Source organism: Neobacillus novalis NBRC 102450 (genome assembly GCF_001591805.1).
Lineage (GTDB): Bacteria > Bacillota > Bacilli > Bacillales > Cytobacillaceae > Neobacillus > Neobacillus novalis.
The window spans coordinates 167,651-184,525 of the sequence record NZ_BCVP01000003.1 but is presented as its reverse complement, the minus strand read 5'-3'; the positions used below and the strand labels follow the sequence as shown (position 1 = coordinate 184,525).

Annotated in this window: 15 protein-coding genes; 11 read left to right on the top strand and 4 right to left on the bottom strand. The window is 39.3% G+C overall.

Going from position 1 to position 16,875, the window contains the following annotated elements; genetic code table 11:
* The first annotated feature begins 3 nt into the window (after positions 1–3).
* The 8 genes from BANVL01_RS01875 to BANVL01_RS01835 all read left to right on the top strand — a co-directional run bounded on the left by BANVL01_RS01875 (position 4) and on the right by BANVL01_RS01835 (position 11,311).
* Positions 4–645 (top strand): YcnI family copper-binding membrane protein, encoded by a 642-nt coding sequence (locus BANVL01_RS01875; RefSeq protein WP_425311861.1) that lies wholly within the window; start codon positions 4–6, stop codon positions 643–645.
* 90 nt (positions 646–735) lie between these two features.
* Positions 736–1,188, top strand: a complete 453-nt coding sequence (locus BANVL01_RS01870; RefSeq protein ID WP_066084666.1) for an SRPBCC family protein — start codon at positions 736–738, stop codon at positions 1,186–1,188.
* A 244-nt stretch (positions 1,189–1,432) separates the two neighbouring features.
* A complete protein-coding gene (gene ppc, locus BANVL01_RS01865; protein ID WP_066084669.1) occupies positions 1,433–4,195 on the top strand; it encodes a phosphoenolpyruvate carboxylase in 2,763 nt (920 codons plus the stop codon).
* A 242-nt stretch (positions 4,196–4,437) separates the two neighbouring features.
* Positions 4,438–7,041 carry a bifunctional acetaldehyde-CoA/alcohol dehydrogenase gene (gene adhE, locus BANVL01_RS01855; protein ID WP_066084673.1) on the top strand — a complete coding sequence of 868 codons (2,604 nt, stop codon included), beginning with the start codon at positions 4,438–4,440 and terminating at the stop codon, positions 7,039–7,041.
* Positions 7,042–7,132: 91 nt separating this feature from the next.
* Positions 7,133–8,764: a long-chain-fatty-acid--CoA ligase gene (locus BANVL01_RS01850; RefSeq protein ID WP_066084677.1), complete on the top strand. Its 1,632-nt coding sequence runs from the start codon at positions 7,133–7,135 to the stop codon at positions 8,762–8,764.
* Between the two features lie 154 nt (positions 8,765–8,918).
* Positions 8,919–9,536, top strand: a complete 618-nt coding sequence (locus BANVL01_RS01845) for a hypothetical protein (RefSeq protein WP_066084683.1) — start codon at positions 8,919–8,921, stop codon at positions 9,534–9,536.
* Positions 9,537–9,556: 20 nt separating this feature from the next.
* A complete protein-coding gene (locus BANVL01_RS01840) occupies positions 9,557–10,219 on the top strand; it encodes a hypothetical protein (protein WP_066084686.1) in 663 nt (220 codons plus the stop codon).
* Positions 10,220–10,234: 15 nt separating this feature from the next.
* The gene (locus BANVL01_RS01835) at positions 10,235–11,311 is read left to right on the top strand and encodes an alpha/beta fold hydrolase (protein ID WP_066147666.1); all 1,077 of its coding nucleotides are present in this window, start codon (positions 10,235–10,237) and stop codon (positions 11,309–11,311) included.
* Between the two features lie 54 nt (positions 11,312–11,365).
* Here the strand turns inward: BANVL01_RS01835 and BANVL01_RS01830 are convergent, their stop codons facing one another.
* Positions 11,366–12,148, bottom strand: a complete 783-nt coding sequence (locus tag BANVL01_RS01830) for an alpha/beta fold hydrolase (RefSeq protein ID WP_066084689.1) — start codon at positions 12,146–12,148, stop codon at positions 11,366–11,368.
* A gap of 147 nt (positions 12,149–12,295) precedes the next feature.
* On the opposite strand from BANVL01_RS01830, the gene phaQ reads away from it, so the two are divergent.
* The 3 genes from phaQ (at position 12,296) to BANVL01_RS01815 (ending at position 14,848) form a co-directional block, all read left to right on the top strand.
* The gene (gene phaQ, locus BANVL01_RS01825; RefSeq protein ID WP_066084692.1) at positions 12,296–12,751 is read left to right on the top strand and encodes a poly-beta-hydroxybutyrate-responsive repressor; all 456 of its coding nucleotides are present in this window, start codon (positions 12,296–12,298) and stop codon (positions 12,749–12,751) included.
* Positions 12,714–13,313, top strand: coding sequence for a polyhydroxyalkanoic acid inclusion protein PhaP (gene phaP / locus BANVL01_RS01820; RefSeq protein ID WP_066084694.1), 600 nt, complete (start codon positions 12,714–12,716; stop codon positions 13,311–13,313). The genes phaQ and phaP overlap by 38 nt, the downstream gene beginning before the upstream one ends.
* A 341-nt stretch (positions 13,314–13,654) precedes the next feature.
* Positions 13,655–14,848, top strand: coding sequence for a coiled-coil domain-containing protein (locus BANVL01_RS01815; protein ID WP_066084695.1), 1,194 nt, complete (start codon positions 13,655–13,657; stop codon positions 14,846–14,848).
* Between the two features lie 77 nt (positions 14,849–14,925).
* On the opposite strand, the gene BANVL01_RS01810 is transcribed toward BANVL01_RS01815, so the two are convergent.
* The 3 genes from BANVL01_RS01810 to BANVL01_RS01800 all read right to left on the bottom strand — a co-directional run bounded on the left by BANVL01_RS01810 (position 14,926) and on the right by BANVL01_RS01800 (position 16,599).
* Positions 14,926–15,450 (bottom strand): hypothetical protein, encoded by a 525-nt coding sequence (locus tag BANVL01_RS01810; protein ID WP_066084700.1) that lies wholly within the window; start codon positions 15,448–15,450, stop codon positions 14,926–14,928.
* Positions 15,451–15,517: 67 nt separating this feature from the next.
* Positions 15,518–15,958: a DUF6114 domain-containing protein gene (locus BANVL01_RS01805; RefSeq protein ID WP_066084701.1), complete on the bottom strand. Its 441-nt coding sequence runs from the start codon at positions 15,956–15,958 to the stop codon at positions 15,518–15,520.
* 50 nt (positions 15,959–16,008) lie between these two features.
* Entirely contained in the window at positions 16,009–16,599 is a 591-nt protein-coding gene (locus BANVL01_RS01800) for a DUF6230 family protein (protein ID WP_066084704.1), read from the bottom strand.
* Positions 16,600–16,875: the final 276 nt, after the last annotated feature.

Sequence of the window (16,875 nt, the reverse complement as noted above, 5' to 3'; positions counted from 1 at the left end):
AAAATGATAGGTAAGGTTTCAAAAGTATTTATCCCAGCAGTAATTAGTTTGTTTTTCTTTTCAAGTATGGCTAGTGCACATGTGACGGTTGCTCCGAAAACCTCAGCAACCGGTGCCTGGGAAACCTACACGTTGAAGGTTCCCGTTGAAAAAGATATCGCTACAACGAAAGTAACAGTAAAGGCACCTGAGGGAGTTGAGGTAATGTCTTATCAACCGGTTCCTGGCTGGACTTATACTTCTGAAAAGGATGCCGCTGGGAAAGTAAAAACCTTCACATTTGAAGCAACAGGAGAAGGGATTTTACCAGGGCAATTCCAACAATTTGTGTTTGTGGCAAAAAATCCTGATAAAGCAGCAAAAGCTTCCTGGGATGCATTTCAATATTACAAAGATGGCAGTATCGTAGAGTGGACAGGCGAAGAAGGTTCTGATTCTCCACATTCGGTTACAGATATTGTGACTTCGACATCAAGCGACCATCATGATACGGCGACAACGGAACATGCTGAAAAAACAGATAAGGCACAAACAACTGAGGCTGAGAAAGAGGATGAAACGTCCGATTCTCTTCCTCTGATATTATCAGGTGCAGCAGCATTACTCTCACTAGTGGCACTTGTTCTTGCCTTCCGTAAAAAATAATTTCTATAATCACATTATTTATCATATATCTTATTAAAAGACCTTCAGCTATTGAGGGTCTTTTATATCGAAAACGGAAGAGGGATACAAATGCCAAGCGAGTTACAACATCTAGAATTAGATATCCCCATTGAAGTAATCTGGAACTTTGTTAGGAACGAAGATAATTGGGCACCACTTGTACCTGGTTATATTCATCATGAAAAACTAAATGAGCGTCAAATTACTTGGGAGTTTAAGAGCAGCCTCGGCATTATGAAAAAAAAGGTTCGTTTATTGATTGATATTAAAGAGTGGAATGAACCAGTTAGGGTAAGTTTTGATTTAAAAAGGTCGAATGAAAAGTATATTGGTGAGGGGTATTTTGAAGCAAAAGCAATTAACAAAAATAAAACACGGATAACAGGCTTCATCGACATCAATGCCAGCGGGACCCTAGGGACGCTAGCCAACTCACTTTTTAAAACAGCAATTCCTAAAACTACAGAAGAAGTGGCTGCAGCCATCTCTTCAAAGTTAGAAGAATTTAAAAGAAGAACATGAAGGGACAGATAGTAAAAGTAAGATGAAAACTTGCTGGACGCGCAGGTTTTTCTTTTTTGGCCGATAGGAAAGTAAGACTTTCCCATGAGGCATAAGTGCAACTATGCCTCATGAACCGCCTAAAGGCTAGTTTTCTTTATCCTAAAATGATAAAGTAAGTTAACTATTGAACATGTTTCATAAGATATGTTATATTAATAGTTAAAAATTAAGCGAATCTTTTGATAAAGAGAAGGTGAAAGATATGGCAGCAGATTTGAAATTGAATGACAGCAGTCTTCCGTTGCGTCGCGATGTAAAATTACTTGGAAAAATACTCGGCGAAATCCTTGTCAATCATGGCGGTTCAGAACTATTTGACAAGGTCGAGAAAATACGACTGATGTGTAAAACACTAAGGGCTGATTTTGATCAAGAAATTTATGATGCCTTAAAAGAAGAAATTTCTGGCATAAGTTCTCCTATGAGGAAACAAGTCATTCGAGCGTTTTCAATGTATTTCCATTTAATTAACGCCGCAGAGCAGAACCACCGAATTCGCAGGAGGAGACATTACCATCTACAAGACGATTCTGTTGTGCAGCCAGCCTCAATTGAGAGTGCGGTAGTTGCACTTAAAGAAAACAATATTAAAGAAGATAGGATTCAAAATATCCTACATACATTGTCTCTTGAATTAGTCATTACAGCTCACCCCACAGAGGCAACAAAGCGTTCCATTCTTGAAATACAACAGCGAATTGCTGTTATTTTAAAAAATCTAGACCATCCCTTACTAACGAACAGAGAACAAAAAAAGCTTGAAGAAAGTTTGTTTAATGAAGTGACTATTCTTTGGCAGACGGATGAATTACGGCACCATAAGCCAACCGTTTTGGACGAGGTCCGCAACGGACTGTATTATTTTGACCAAACCCTTTTTGATGTGCTTCCGGAAATTCATCAGGAAGTAGCCAATTGTCTTGAAAAAAATTATTCGCACTCTTCGTGGGAGGTTCCTAATTTCCTTCGTTTTGGTTCATGGATTGGCGGTGATCGTGATGGAAATCCCAACGTTACCCATGATGTGACATGGGAAACATTAGAACGGCAAAGAAGGCTCGTTCTAAAAAAATATAAAAATGTTTTAGTTGATTTAATGAAACGATATAGCCATTCGACAACAAGGGTTGAGGTTAGTGAGGTGCTTCTTTCATACCTTGAGAGCCAAGAGGATTTATTTTTAAGCGAAGAGAAAAAATGGCCAGTAAAAACAGAAGTCTATCGCCGTGCCTTTGCCGTGATGATTGAACGGGTAAAACAAGTTGGAAAATCAGACCTAGGCTATCAATCTGCCGAAGAATTATTAGAGGATTTATCCATCATTAACAGAAGTCTGAATCAACATCACCCGGCTGCCCATGAATTAAAAACGATTCAAAAGCTGATTCGTCAAGTACAGTTATTTGGCTTCCATTTAGCAACGCTTGATATCCGCAACCATAGCGGCGAGCATGAGGCAGCAATCACAGAAATACTGCGCAAAGTCCGCATTTCTGATAATTATGCGCTGCTATCTGAAGAGGAAAAAATGGAGATTTTGCAAAAAATCCTCTTGGACCCTCGTCCGCTCCTATTGTTAAATGAGGATTACTCGGCGGAAACACAGGAAATGATTAAAGTGTTCCAAATGATAAAGAAGGCTCATGATGAATTCGGAAAACGGTCGATTTCCGTTTATCTTGTCAGTATGACAAAGTCGCCAAGCGACCTGTTAGAGGTGCTCGTTTTAGCAAAAGAAGCTGGCATCTATCGGCTCCATGCAGATGGAATATTGGAAAGTCATTTACATGTTGCGCCATTACTGGAAACAATTGATGATTTAAGCGCGGGTCCAAAAATCATGGAAACTCTTTTCGAGATGCCGGTTTACCGCAAACATTTACAAGTACTGGGCGATCAGCAGGAAATTATGCTTGGTTATTCGGACGGAAGTAAAGACGGCGGGACGTTAACTGCTAACTGGAAGTTGTATAAAGCGCAAATTGAAATTCACGAAATGGCGAAGAGGTATCAGATTGGTTTGAAGTTCTTCCATGGCCGGGGCGGTTCATTGGGACGCGGCGGCGGTCCATTAAACAAAAGTATCTTATCCCAACCAGCGGAAACAATTGGAGATGGGGTCAAAATTACCGAACAGGGCGAAGTGTTATCTTCCCGTTACTTGCTTGAGGATATCGCTTATCGCAGCTTGGAGCAGGCCACATCAACCTTGCTCCTGGCGGCAGCACATGTCTCTAAAGAACGAGCACATGGGCAGCTGCGTGAACCGGATTGGGAAAAGGCAATTGAGGAAATTTCCAGTGTTGCGTTGGCTAAATACCAGTCGCTAGTGTTTGGAGACTCGGATTTCCTTACCTACTTTACGGAAGCAACCCCATTAAGGGAATTAGGTGACTTAAACATTGGCTCACGACCGATGAGCCGGAAAAATCGCGGCCGATTTGAAGACTTAAGAGCAATTCCATGGGTATTTGCGTGGACACAAAGCCGCCAGCTGCTTCCTGCTTGGTATGCTGCTGGTACAGGACTGGCCAGTTTTGCATCGAAAGGGGAACAACATTTGCAGCTTCTGCAGCAAATGTATGTGAAGTGGCCGTTCTTTCAATCGACAATTGATAATCTTCAGATGGCATTAATGAAGGCAGATATAACAACTGCTAAAGAATATTTAACACTTGTTGAGGATGCCGCAATCGCTGAAAGAATATTTAATAATATTCTTGAAGAGTATGAAAAAACAAAAGCTATTTTACTTAAGATTACAGGCGATAATGAATTACTTGATCATACTCCGAATATCAAAGAATCCGTGTATCGCCGAAATCCGTATGTTGACCCGTTAAACTTTTTACAGGTAGAGCTAATTAAAGAATTGCGTAAACAAGATGTGCCAAACGATGAACTTCTTACCGAAGTATTGCTTACAATTAGCGGCATATCCGCAGGATTACGCAATACCGGCTGATAAAGCTTTAAAAACCCACAATCTCTTAATCAATAGAGGTTGTGGGTTTTTGTTGTGAATGGAAATTATGAACATTTGATGAACTTTCGGAAAATGAATGGTTATTCATTCATTTATGCGCAGAATTCGACAATTTCTGGAATAGTTTACATGATATATTTTATCCAGAAGTGGAAAAGGAGTGAAGGAAAAAAGTTTAGTGGGCTTTTAATAAAAGATTGATGATCCTGGAGGGATGTTCGATGGCAGTTAAGGAAAGCGTCTTACAAGAGAACCTTAATATCGCTGCGATGATTGATGTATTAGCGAAAAACGGCGCAATGGCTTTGGGGGAATTCCGTTGCTACAACCAGGAAATGGTTGACGAAATTGTTAAGCAAGTCGCATTATCCGCTCTTGAAAATCATAGGGAGCTGGCGAAGCTTGCAGTTGAAGAAACAAAAAGAGGCGTTTATGAGGATAAAGTTTTCAAAAATATGTTTGCTACAGAGTGTATTTATAACAACATCAGGGATATGAAAACGGTTGGAGTAATAAGTGAAAATGAGAATGAGGGTATGGTTGAAATGGCCGAGCCAGTAGGTGTCATTGCCGGAGTCATCCCAATTACCAACCCAACTTCCACCGTCATCTTTAAATCTTTGATTTCACTTAAAACGAGAAATCCAATCATCTTTGCCTTTCCTAAATATGCTCAAAAATGCTGCGTGATTACAGCCAAGCTGCTTAGAGAAGCTGCTGTTAAGGCTGGTGCTCCTGAGAACTGCATCCAGTGGATTGAAATTCCATCCCATGAAGCTTTTCAAGCCTTGATGAAACATCCGAAGATTTCGCTCATACTTGCAACTGGCGGGCCGAACCTGGTAACGGCCGCCTACAGTTCCGGGAAACCTGCACTTGGCGTTGGCGCCGGAAACGTGCCTTGTTATTTCGAAAAAACGGCCAATATTAAACGCGCGGTCAACGACCTTATATTATCGAAAACCTTTGATAACGGTATGATCTGTGCTTCGGAACAAGCTCTTATTATTGATCACGAGATTTATCAGGAAGTAAGACATGAATTAGTAACGAACAACTGTTATTTCCTTAATGAAGAAGAGCGGAAAATGCTAGAGAGAATTGCGATAGACCCAAAAACGTCTTCCCTCAATCCAATGATTGTCGGCTTACCGGCGTTTATAATTGCAAAAATGGCTGGGATAAATGTGCCTGTTAATACGAAGATTTTAATCGCAGAAATAGAAGGAGTAGGACCGAAATACCCGTTATCGTGTGAAAAGTTAAGCCCAATTTTAGCGTGTTACAAGGTTAATAGTTTTGCTGAAGGTCTCCTCATTGCTGAAGAAACGTTGGAATATGGAGGTCTTGGTCACTCTGCCGCAATCCATACGACTGACCAGGATGTGATTGAAAGTTTCGCTGCACGGATGAAAGCGGGAAGAATTATTGTCAATACACCATCGACCCATGGAGCAATTGGGGATATATATAACACATCTTTACCGTCCTTAACAATTGGGTGCGGCACATATGGAGGGAACTCGGTGTCACAGAATGTTGGAGCAGCAAATTTAATTAATATCAAAAAAGTAGCAAAACGCAGAACGGTAACTCAGTGGTTTAAAGTCCCTTCACAAGTATTCTTTGAGAAAAACTCGGTTCAGACGCTTGCTGCAATTCCTGGAATTTCGCGGGCGTTTATTGTTACAAGCGGAAGCTCGATGAAAAACGGCTACGTAGATAAGGTCCAATATTATTTAAAAAAGAATCCAAAACACATCCAATCGGAGGTTTTCTTTGATATTGAGCCTGAACCTTGCATCGAAACCGTTATGAATGGGGCGGAACGGATGATAAAGTTTCAGCCTGACTTTATCATTGCCCTTGGCGGGGGTTCGGTCATGGATGCCGCAAAAGCGATGTGGCTGTTTTACGAACACCCTGATACCGACTTTAAAAGCTTAACGCAAAAATTCTTTGACCCCAGTAAGAGAGTAGTAAAATTCCCTGCTCTAAGGAATAAGGCAAATTTCATTGCCATTCCCACGACTTCAGGAACAGGATCAGAGGTTACTGCCTTCTCGGTTATATCGGATAAAAAGGCAAATAGGAAGTATCCGCTTGCTGACTTTCAACTGACACCAGATGTAGCAATCATCGATCCGCAGTTTGTGATGACAGTTCCCAAATCTGTAACTGCTGACACTGGGATGGATGTTTTAACCCATGCAATTGAAGCGTACGTTTCCGTGTTGGCGAATGACTATACAGATGGTCTGGCTTTAAAAGCGATTCAGCTTGTATTTGAATATTTGCCAAGGGCATATCAGGATGGCAGCGATGAGCTTGCACGTGAAAAAATGCACAATGCATCGACGATTGCGGGAATGGCATTTGCTAATTCCTTCTTAGGGATAAACCATAGCCTTGCCCATGTTCTAGGTGCTGAGTTTAATATTCCGCACGGACGTGCAAATTCAATCCTGCTACCGCATGTTATCCGCTTTAACTCAATGAAACCAAATAAATTTATGACCTTCCCTAAATATGAGCACTTCATTGCTGATAAACGCTATGCAGAAATCGCCAAAATGCTAGGTTTGCCCGCAAGTACGACAGAGGAGGGAATAGAAAGCCTAATCGATAAGATTGGTGAACTTGCCAAGGAACTGAATATTTCTATGAGCATCAAAGCGAATGGTGTCGATGAAAAAGAATTCGAAAGTAAGGTCGAAACCCTTGCGGAACATGCCTTTGACGACCAAGATACGATTGCCAATCCGAAAATGCCGCTGGTAGCTGAACTTGTGGAAATTTACCGACAGGCATATAAAGGGGTTTAATAAAAAAACAAAAATCTTTTTTAATCTTCAACTTAAAAATGGTGCCGCTTTCATTGATTGAATTTGAAGGGAAAATAAGGAGGGGAAAAATATGGATTATCAGAAAAAACCATGGTTAAAATTTTATGATCCGAGAATTAGTACAGATGTTTCAATTGAGTATGACTCGTTATTTGATCTTTTGAAACAGGCGGCAAATATTCATCATGAAAAGGCTGCATTGACTTTTTTCGGGAGGTCATGGAGCTATAAAGAAACAAAAATGATTTCTGAATGGCTCGCTGCTTCGTTATATCGGATTGGATTTAAAAAGGGTGACAGGATGGCGATCATGCTTCCGAACTGCCCACATTATATTTTTAGTTTATTTGCCTCATTCCGATTAGGTGGAATTGCCGTGCAAGTAAATCCGATGTATGTGGAACGAGAAATTGAATATGTCCTAAATGATTCCGAGGCGGAATATATGGTTGTATTTGAAGCTCTTTATCCTAGGGTAAAGCAAGTTCAGCCAAGTACTTCATTGAAAAAGGTAATTGTCGTGGGCTTTGGCGGTAAAAAGGTTGAACTTGCCGACGGAGACCTGTATTTTGAAGACTTTCTGACACATGACAATGTAATACCTGAAATTCCGATAGATATAAATGAAGATGTTGCCATTTTACAATACACCGGCGGCACAACGGGGGTTTCAAAAGGAGTCATGCTGACACATCATAACCTTTTGGCCAATATTATTCAGGTATGTGACTTCACCTATAATGCTGTCGATGAAAAACCAGAAAACTTTAAAATTGTCAGTGTCCTGCCAATGTTTCATGTTTACGGGCTTTCTTGTAATGCTTTATCGGGAATAAGAATTGGCGGTAATCAGCTCATCTTGCCTCGCTTTGATGTTAATGAGGTACTAGAACTGATCAAACGGGAAAAGCCATTCCAAATGACGGCTGTTCCAACGATGATATTTGCTCTCAATAGCCACCCTGATTTAGAAGAGAGCAATATTGGCGATATTTATTATTTGAGCAGCGGTGGTGCACCACTTCCTGTCGAACATGTAAAATCCTTTGAAAAGAGAGTAGGTAAACAATTAGCAGATGGCTATGGACTTTCAGAGACGGCTCCATCCGCTATCTCTACTCCTCCATTTTTACCGCGCAAATTAGGAAGTGTAGGGATTCCATTACCTGGAACAGAAGCGAGAATTGTAACAGAAACGGCTGAAGGCATTGTCGATGTTCCTGTCGGGGAAGCAGGTGAGTTAATCTTACGCGGACCTCAGGTTATGAAGGGGTATTGGAAACGCCCAGGGGATACCGAGATAGTGTTAAAAGATGGCTGGCTCTTTACCGGTGATATCGCCAAAATGGATGAAGATGGATATTTTTATATTTTGGATCGCAAGAAAGATATTATCATTGCCAGCGGCTATAATGTTTACCCTCGCGAGATTGAAGAAGTATTATACCAGCATGAAGGGGTTGAAGAGGCTATTGTTGTTGGAATTCCTGACACTTATCGCGGAGAAACCGTAAAAGCATTTGTGAAGATTAAGGCAGGTATCTCGATTGCACCAGACAAACTAATCGCTTTTGCGAAAATTAATCTTGCTCCCTATAAAGTACCTAGAGAAATTGAAATTCTGGATGATCTCCCTAAATCCTCAGTTGGTAAATTGTTAAGGAGAATGCTCAGGAAAGAGGAAGAGAAAATTAAAGCTTAAATTCAGAATCTATTCCAACCACACCACTAGAAGCAGCTCGAGAAGTTGTTTACATCCACTACAGAAAAACTTCATAGAAAATTACCAGGATACCATCAAAGCTTACTATGAGACAATGATTGGCTTAAATTACCTTTGAAGGGATGCGTATAATATGGAAGACAAAAATGAAAAAGAAGTAGTTGAAAACATAGTAGTTGAAAATGAAAAGGAAGAACAGCTTACCAGCTTAGATATTCTATGGGTGCATGTTTTCGGCGAGTTAGACCAATGGGCAAAACACTCTGATTACCGCGATGAGGTTTTTCTGAACGAAGCGAAGTCCTTTGCTGAAAGTGTAAAGAGAAATCAGGGAAATATGAAAGAAATCGCTGAGCAATTTAATAAGGAATTTGCTGAATGGGAACGAACAGCCAGAGAGGAATTTTTAATGTCAACTACCAGCCTGCAGCATTTCTTCCCGATTAAATCCTATGAGGAAATAAATGCCCAGATTGATCACATCCAAAAGAAAACAATGTCGATTCTTACTGCACCATGTCAAACTATATCAAAAAACCTGACAATGGATAAGTATCTTGAAATCATCGATCAATATATTGCGCTTCGGAAAAAAAGCAGGTTGCAATATATCAAAACCGTTAAGCAGGCTGGAAATCTAGTTTATGAAAATCAAAAAGGATTCGTCAATCTGTTTGCAAGACAAATCAAAACGTTGATGTTCCCGCTTAATAAATATTTAGAAAAAGCTGAAGAACATACAAAATCATAAAACCAAGGGGGGCTTACATCATGTCTACAGGAAAAACATATGATCCATTCGTGGGCTTACAGCTTGTTAGTGAGATGTGGGAGAAACAATTAAATGGTCTATTATACAAGTTGACTGATAATAAGGAATTTGTTCAAACCGCCAATATCGGACTTGATGTCTATTCCCGTTACCTGGAGAGATTTAGGAAAAACCAAGAGCTTATTGCGGCTTTAATGAATATTCCTACGAAAAAGGATATTGCAAATGCAGCAAAAATGTCGATACAGGCAGAAGAAAAAATCGACAATCTAGAAGAGCAAATTTGGAGTTTACAAGATGGTCTTAACTTGGCGAATAAAGGGAATTTAGAAATGTTTCAAGAAATGGTGCGCATTGTCAAGCAGCTGCAGACTGAATTTCAAACGATTGCACAAGAGGTTTCGGAAACCAAAATAATGAAAGCTGACCTTCAGGAAATACGCCAAGGTCTTTTCAATATGAAGATCATTCAAGTGAACCTTCAGGAATTACGCAAGGAAATAGACGGACTTAAAAGCCTTAAGTCAGATAGTCAGACAGTGCCTGCCGCTGCTATGAAGACCGTTATCGAAAAAGAGAAACCAAAGCAGAAGAAAGAACAGGAAAAAAAGCAGAATAAAGAACTAGTGCTCACCGGAGCTGAACCATCTAAAAAACTTTGAAAGGAGCAAAAGTAAATGAGCACTAATGCATTAGGAATTAACATGAGTCCACAGATAAAAAGAGAAGCTAAACGGTGGAATCAGCTTTATAAAATTATGACTGAACCAAAGCCCGATATCGTGCCCACACCAAGAGAGTGTGTTTGGAAAAGGAATAAAACAACCTTGTGGTTTCACCCTGCGAAAGAGAAAAGATATGAAACTCCAATATTTTTAGTCTATTCGCTATTGAATAAAGTCTACATTCTAGACGTCGGTGAAGGGAGTAGTGTGGTTGGGGGTCTTACAGAACTTGGCTACGATGTCTATCTTTTAGATTGGGGTTCCCCAGGGCTTGAAGATAGGGAACTTACACTAGATAATTATATAGTTGATTATTTAGAAAATGCGGTTAAACGGGCATTAAGGCATTCCCGGGCAAACGATATAACAATGGCCGGATATTGTTTAGGAGGTACGACTGCGGCCATTATAACTTCAATTACCAAACTGCCTATAAAGAATTTAGTTCTTGCGGCTGTTCCAATTGATTTTAGTATCGGTATCGTGCCTGATAAGTGGCTAGAAGGAATTCAAAAGGGCCAGCTTAGTTTTGATCGGTTTGCTGAGGCACATGAGACTCTTCCATCAGAATTTCTGTATTTGATGTTTAGGATGCTTTCACCTATTTATGGAAGCCCGAAAATCAATCTGTTTACACGGGCACATGATGAAAAATATGTAGAAAAGTGGCGCAGGATGGACAAGTGGACAAAGGATACGGCCTCGTTTGCAGGAGCGGCCTTTAAACAATTGTTTAATGACTTTTATAAAGATAACAAACTACTAAAGGGAGAATTATTGATTGGCGGCAGGAAAGTAGAATTGAAAAATATTAAGTGTCCGCTTTTCGTCTTTTCTTGTTCGCGTGACAATCTTATTTTAGAGCAGCAAAGTCTTCCTGTCATGGAGCTGGTTTCAAGTGAAGATAAGACATATAAGGTTTTTGAAGGGGGCCATGTATCGCTGGCATTGACCGGAGCTTTCGCTGGAATTATGGACCCATGGCTTTCCGCCCATTCAAAAGAAATTCTTAAAGTACAGCATAATTAGTGTGTTTAAGATAGAATTTTTAACGGGAAGGACCGCCTTCCCGTTAAAAATTTATTATGAAGCTATTTTTTGCTGATTGAGGAATTTGCGCAGCAGCTGGTTAAACCGGTCTTTTGCTTCCAATTTGGCAATATGGCCGGTATTCCTCAAAATAATAAATTCTGAGTGGGGAATCAGCTTGTGCATACGAGCTTGAATCCAGACAGGCAATACGGAGTCATACTGTGAACCGATAATAAGGGTTGGGACATTTACCCTTGGTAATAATGATAAATTATTGACCTCTAGGCATGCTTCAAAGGATTTAATAAAAATTTGCTGCTTAGGTTTGAAAATGTCAGCAAACTTTTCGACGGTGTCTTTTTTCCAAGAGTATAGTGCCATTCGCGATATATATTCAATTTGGTTGCCTTTTGCAGAAAGAGCTTCAAACTTTGCCTTATGTTTTTTAAATAATAAAGCCTTGATTATATTTGGCAAATAGTGAAAAGAACTAATCAACATAAGAGAACGGCATCGATCGGGTGCCTGTCGGTAAATTTCCTGGGCAACGGCTCCGCCCATTGAAAGGCCAAGGATGTGAGCGTTTTCAATTTCTAACTCTTTCAACAAACTGATCACGTCAACAGCAAAATTTTGAATAGAGATTCCTTCCGTTTTCGTACATGCACCGTGACCTCGTAAATCAGGAATAATCAACTCATATTGATCAGCTAATTCAAATTGATTTTGCCATCCTTCTTTTACCTCGCCTAATCCATGAATCAATACCACTGGTTCCCCAGTACCAAAATGCAAATATGGGATGCCTGCATTACTTATTTTCGCCTTTTCCATTTTACACCACCTTTGACTTTTATATAGTTTATTACCAATTTTTTAAAATTGTAAACTCTAAAGTATTGCTTAAAAGGATATTTATTTAATTTCTTGACAAAATATTACTCATAGGTGTAAAATACATATAGGTGAGGTGATAAAGATATGGTAAACCAAGATAATCAATCAATCAATCCATCCAAAAATTTTGTTCTGCCATTTATTTTATTGCTTCTTAGCAAGCTTTCTCTTCATGGGTATGAACTCAGCCAAAGATTAGAGGCATTCGGGTTTAAGACACTTGATCAGGGGAATTTGTACAGATTATTAAGACAGTTGGAAAAGGACGAACTTCTTTCATCAGAATGGGATACAACTGGAAGTGGTCCTGCAAAAAGAAGATATTCCATAACAAAAGCTGGTATTACATACTTAAAAGGCTATGCCAATCAACTAGAAACCTACCAATCACTATTAGATCAATTCTTCAAGATGTATACCAGTTTCTTTGAGCTCTATATTCCTTCATTTCAGAAGAAGGATCCAATAGAGAAAGTAAATAATAGTAGGAGGAGGAAAGACGATGGCACAGAAGAAAATGGAAACGGCTCCAGCCGCTGATGAAAAAGTGATTCCAGCAGCGGTGGAACCAATTGCTGCTGGTTCATTTGTAAACACATTTTGGGATCAGTTTGAGCAATCGCGCGAACGTGCACTCAAGATTCGGGAAAATCGGGAGGAAGCCTATATTAATGCATTAAGGGAGGTCATCAAGTTCAATAAGCAATATCGAAAATCGATTGGCAAATTGTATGAGCAGACCAAAAAGACAAATAAAGATATGGTTACAGAACTGATGAATCAATTTAATGGCGGTAAAGAAGATTTAATAGAAGAAGACATTCCGGTTAATGACAGAGAGGAACTAAAACAACAGTTGAAAGAGGTTTCTGGTCAACTTGAAAAGTTAGCACTTACACCAATAAAATCAATTTTTCATATTGTCGACCAGCTAGAGGATAATATAGAAAGGAATGCAGAATCTAGTGCAGCCTATGCGCGTGAACGAAGAAACGCATGGTTTCTGGTTAGAAAAGAATATGTTAAATTAGCGAGAAACACTCATTTAAATCTTGTTGATCGCGGTCGAAAGAGTTTTAAAGAGCTAATAAAAACACAATAACTTTTATTGTTTAAAAAGGGGAATTAACAGCATTGATTGACAATAGAATCCTTGAAAAAAGTTAGAACCACAATTTTCTTTTCAATTAAAGAGATTGTGGTTTTTTTATTATTATTGAATTCTTTGTATAAATCCCACTAAAAAACCTTTTGAAATATAACTGTAATCTAAAAATAACTTGTTTGACAACTACAGATGATATACTTTTGTTGAGATCAAAACAGGATGATATTGGGTATTATTTGTGAAATTTGTCTTACATAGAATAAATGTATAGCTGACCATTGGACCATGATAAATAGAATATTGTCATTTTCTGTGAAGAAAGCAGGGGAACTAGAATGAAAAAGAAGCTTACCGCACTTAGTATGACTATTATCCTGGGAATTGGAAGCGTATTCTCACTTCCCCCTGTAAAGGCAGAGGCTACAAGCATCAAAAGCGTTCAGGAGCAGCGATTAGGTATTCAATCAGATATTTCAAAAGCGAATCAGGAAATTTCTCAGGTTCAAGATGAATTAGCTAAATTAACGGAACAGATTAATAGAGTTGAACAGGCTATTCATGATAATAATAACGTGATTGTTCAGACAGAAGAAAATGTAAAAGCTTCTCAGGCAGAAGTGGCAGGGCTTCAGCAGGAAGTGACTATGATTCAAGCTAGGATCGATAAACGGAATGAAATACTAAAAAAACGTGCTTTGTCCCTCCAAGAAAGTGGAGGAAAGGTGAACTATATAGATGTTCTCCTCGGAGCTTCAAGCTTTAGTGATTTTGTTGAAAGATTAGGTGCGGTTGTAACAATGGTAGAAGCGGATCAAGATTTAGTGAAACAGCATCAAGAAGATCAGAAAGCGGTCGTAAAGAAACAAACGGCAGTTGAAAAAAAGCTTGATAATTTAAAAGACATGATGACGGAGCTTGAAGGGATGCAGGCTCAGATTTTAGAACAAAAAGAGCAAAATGACGCCTTAAAAGAAGAACTTAAGGTGAAAGAACAAGCAAAACTTGCTAATAAGGCTGAGTTACAAGAGCAAGATAGTACACTCGCATTAAAGGAAGTGGAGCTTAATACCTCGGCTCAAACTACTGTTGTCTCGTATACAGCTGATCTGAATGTTTCGATACCAACAACAACAAATGAAGCGATAAACATTGTAATCCATGCAGGAGAAAGGTATATTGGGAACTCCGTTTATGTATTTGGCGGCGGCAGAAATGCCTACGATGTTGCCCATGGAAGATTTGACTGTTCAGGATTTGTTGCCTGGGCATTCGCGCAGGCAGGCATTAATGTCGGGGCTCACACGGATATCTTGAAGAATACCGGAACGAGGGTGCCGATGAGCGAAGCACGTCCAGGGGACCTAGTATTCTTTGATACTTATAAAATCGACGGCCATGTGGGGATTTACCTCGGCGGCGGGAAATTCATCGGTTCACAAAGTTCAACTGGAATTGCCATTGCCGATATGACGTCAAGGTACTACGCAGAACATTTTAATGGACGTGTTATGAGAATTATTAACGACTAGGACTAGCAGAAGCCTTAGTCAATGGCGACTATAGTAAAAATTGAAAGAAGCGATGCTTTTATTGGCATCGCTTCTTTTTATTGCTGTTGAACACTATTAATTAGCTTTTCTAAGACTGCTTTCATATAAAGGAGTTCTTTCTCGCTTTTCGGTTCCATTTCGACCTTACCGCCCTCATTGAAACTTAAATTGAATTGAGGGAGATTTAAGTTATCAGCTGTTACCTGGTGGGCCAATAGTTTAACATTTTTCAAGCCGATATTACCTGCCGATGGTAAATAATGTTCACTGAATTCAGCGTTGGTAACATGTAAGCTTAAGTGGTTAAAAAGAGCAGAATCTTTATGGCTGATTTCAATCGTAATAAGATCATTTGGAGTTTCGACTAACTTCTTAATAATTAAGTTCTTAGCTGAAAGATTATCAAACTTTAATTCCAGCATCGGCCGATCTTTTTGTTCTGCCGTATCACCTGTAATCATAACAGGATTTTTCATCGTACCTTCCATTTGGTTAGCCTCAATAATAAATCCAATGATTGTCGGATTACTAGCAAAACTATCCTTGGTAAGTAAGAACAGCCCGCTAAAGGGAAGAACCAATACAATAATTATCTTAATTTCTGCGTATCAATACGATCACCATTTCTATGAATGCTATAGGTACTAATTATTCCGGTAAAACTTCCTTCCCCGAAGCGATTTCCTTTTCTGCAATAAGATCGCTATTTGACTGTTTCTTCGAATCAAGAGCGGCAAGCTCCGGTTTCCAGGCAATTAGCATTGAACCTCCAACAATTCCAAGAAGTGTGCCGATTAGGAAACCGCCTAATGCCCCCATAATCGATAAAACAGATGAAAAAATTCCTAGAACTCCAAACAGGGTAGAAAGCTTAGGCATGATATATGCTAGGACGCCCATTATTAAGGTAAGACCTCCTAATAGGAAGCCAACAACAATGATGCTCCCCGGGGCAGCTGCAATTTCATAAAGCTGTGCAGGAACCATTAAAATGATTAATCCTGATAAAATAGACAAGGTCGCCCCCCAAAAAGGGCGCCTTGCTCTCCAATTCTTAAACCTTTTACGTTTTGAAAAAGTAGAGCTCATTTTTATCATCCTTACTTGTTAGTCCTTTGATGTTCTAGATTATTTTAGTGTTATTGTTTTTCAAAAGAAACTTTCATGCCATTCAGAGATACTGTTTTTTGGAAAAGATAGACTGTTTCAAGTATTCCGTTTTTGATGGTAATGGTATTTGCCGTTTGCGTAAAATGCTCGGCTGCTGCCCCGGCAAGTACCTTAGGGTCGCTAAGGTCTCTATCCCCGACATATTTCTCTGCCATGGTTAGTTCATTAAACGTAGCATCACCTGTTACTAAGGTTGCTTTCTGTTGTAGCCCAGTTATTGTAACTGGTTTTTCAGCAGTAATAACTGCATTAATCCCTAAAAATGGAATAGGTTTTGAGATTTTTAAATTTTTTATTGTCGCACTATCAATTTCGTTAACAGCAACGGGATTGTTCTGTTTCATGGCACTATCAGCAAGGCTGCCATAAAGTTTAAATCCTGTACCTGTCATCTCATCGAAGCTGACGGTGAACCCGCCCACTAATGGTATTGCTGCGGCCATACCGGTTAGTCCAAAGGTACCTAGAAGTGCCCCTAAAAATAAAAACCCTCCTACTAATGCAATGATGAGTTTCTTCTTGACTGTTTGCCCTCCGATAATAATTGTTTCAGCTGTCATACACTCTTTCCTCCCTTTTTGTTTTAAAAAGTGAAAGCGCTTAAACAAAAAATAAATGCTTACACCATTCGTCACAATTTTATGACAAGTAAATAAATTAAGAAATCCCTACATTTGTAGGAAGTTTATCCTATATTTGAACAAGAAAGGACAAGCGCCTACAAAATAACCAAAATGATTGATAAAAAGGAGGAATTTTGACAGCTTTAGCTGAATTATCTATAGAAATAAACGAATTGATAAATAGGATAAACAACAGCTTAGATTCTTCCGTGA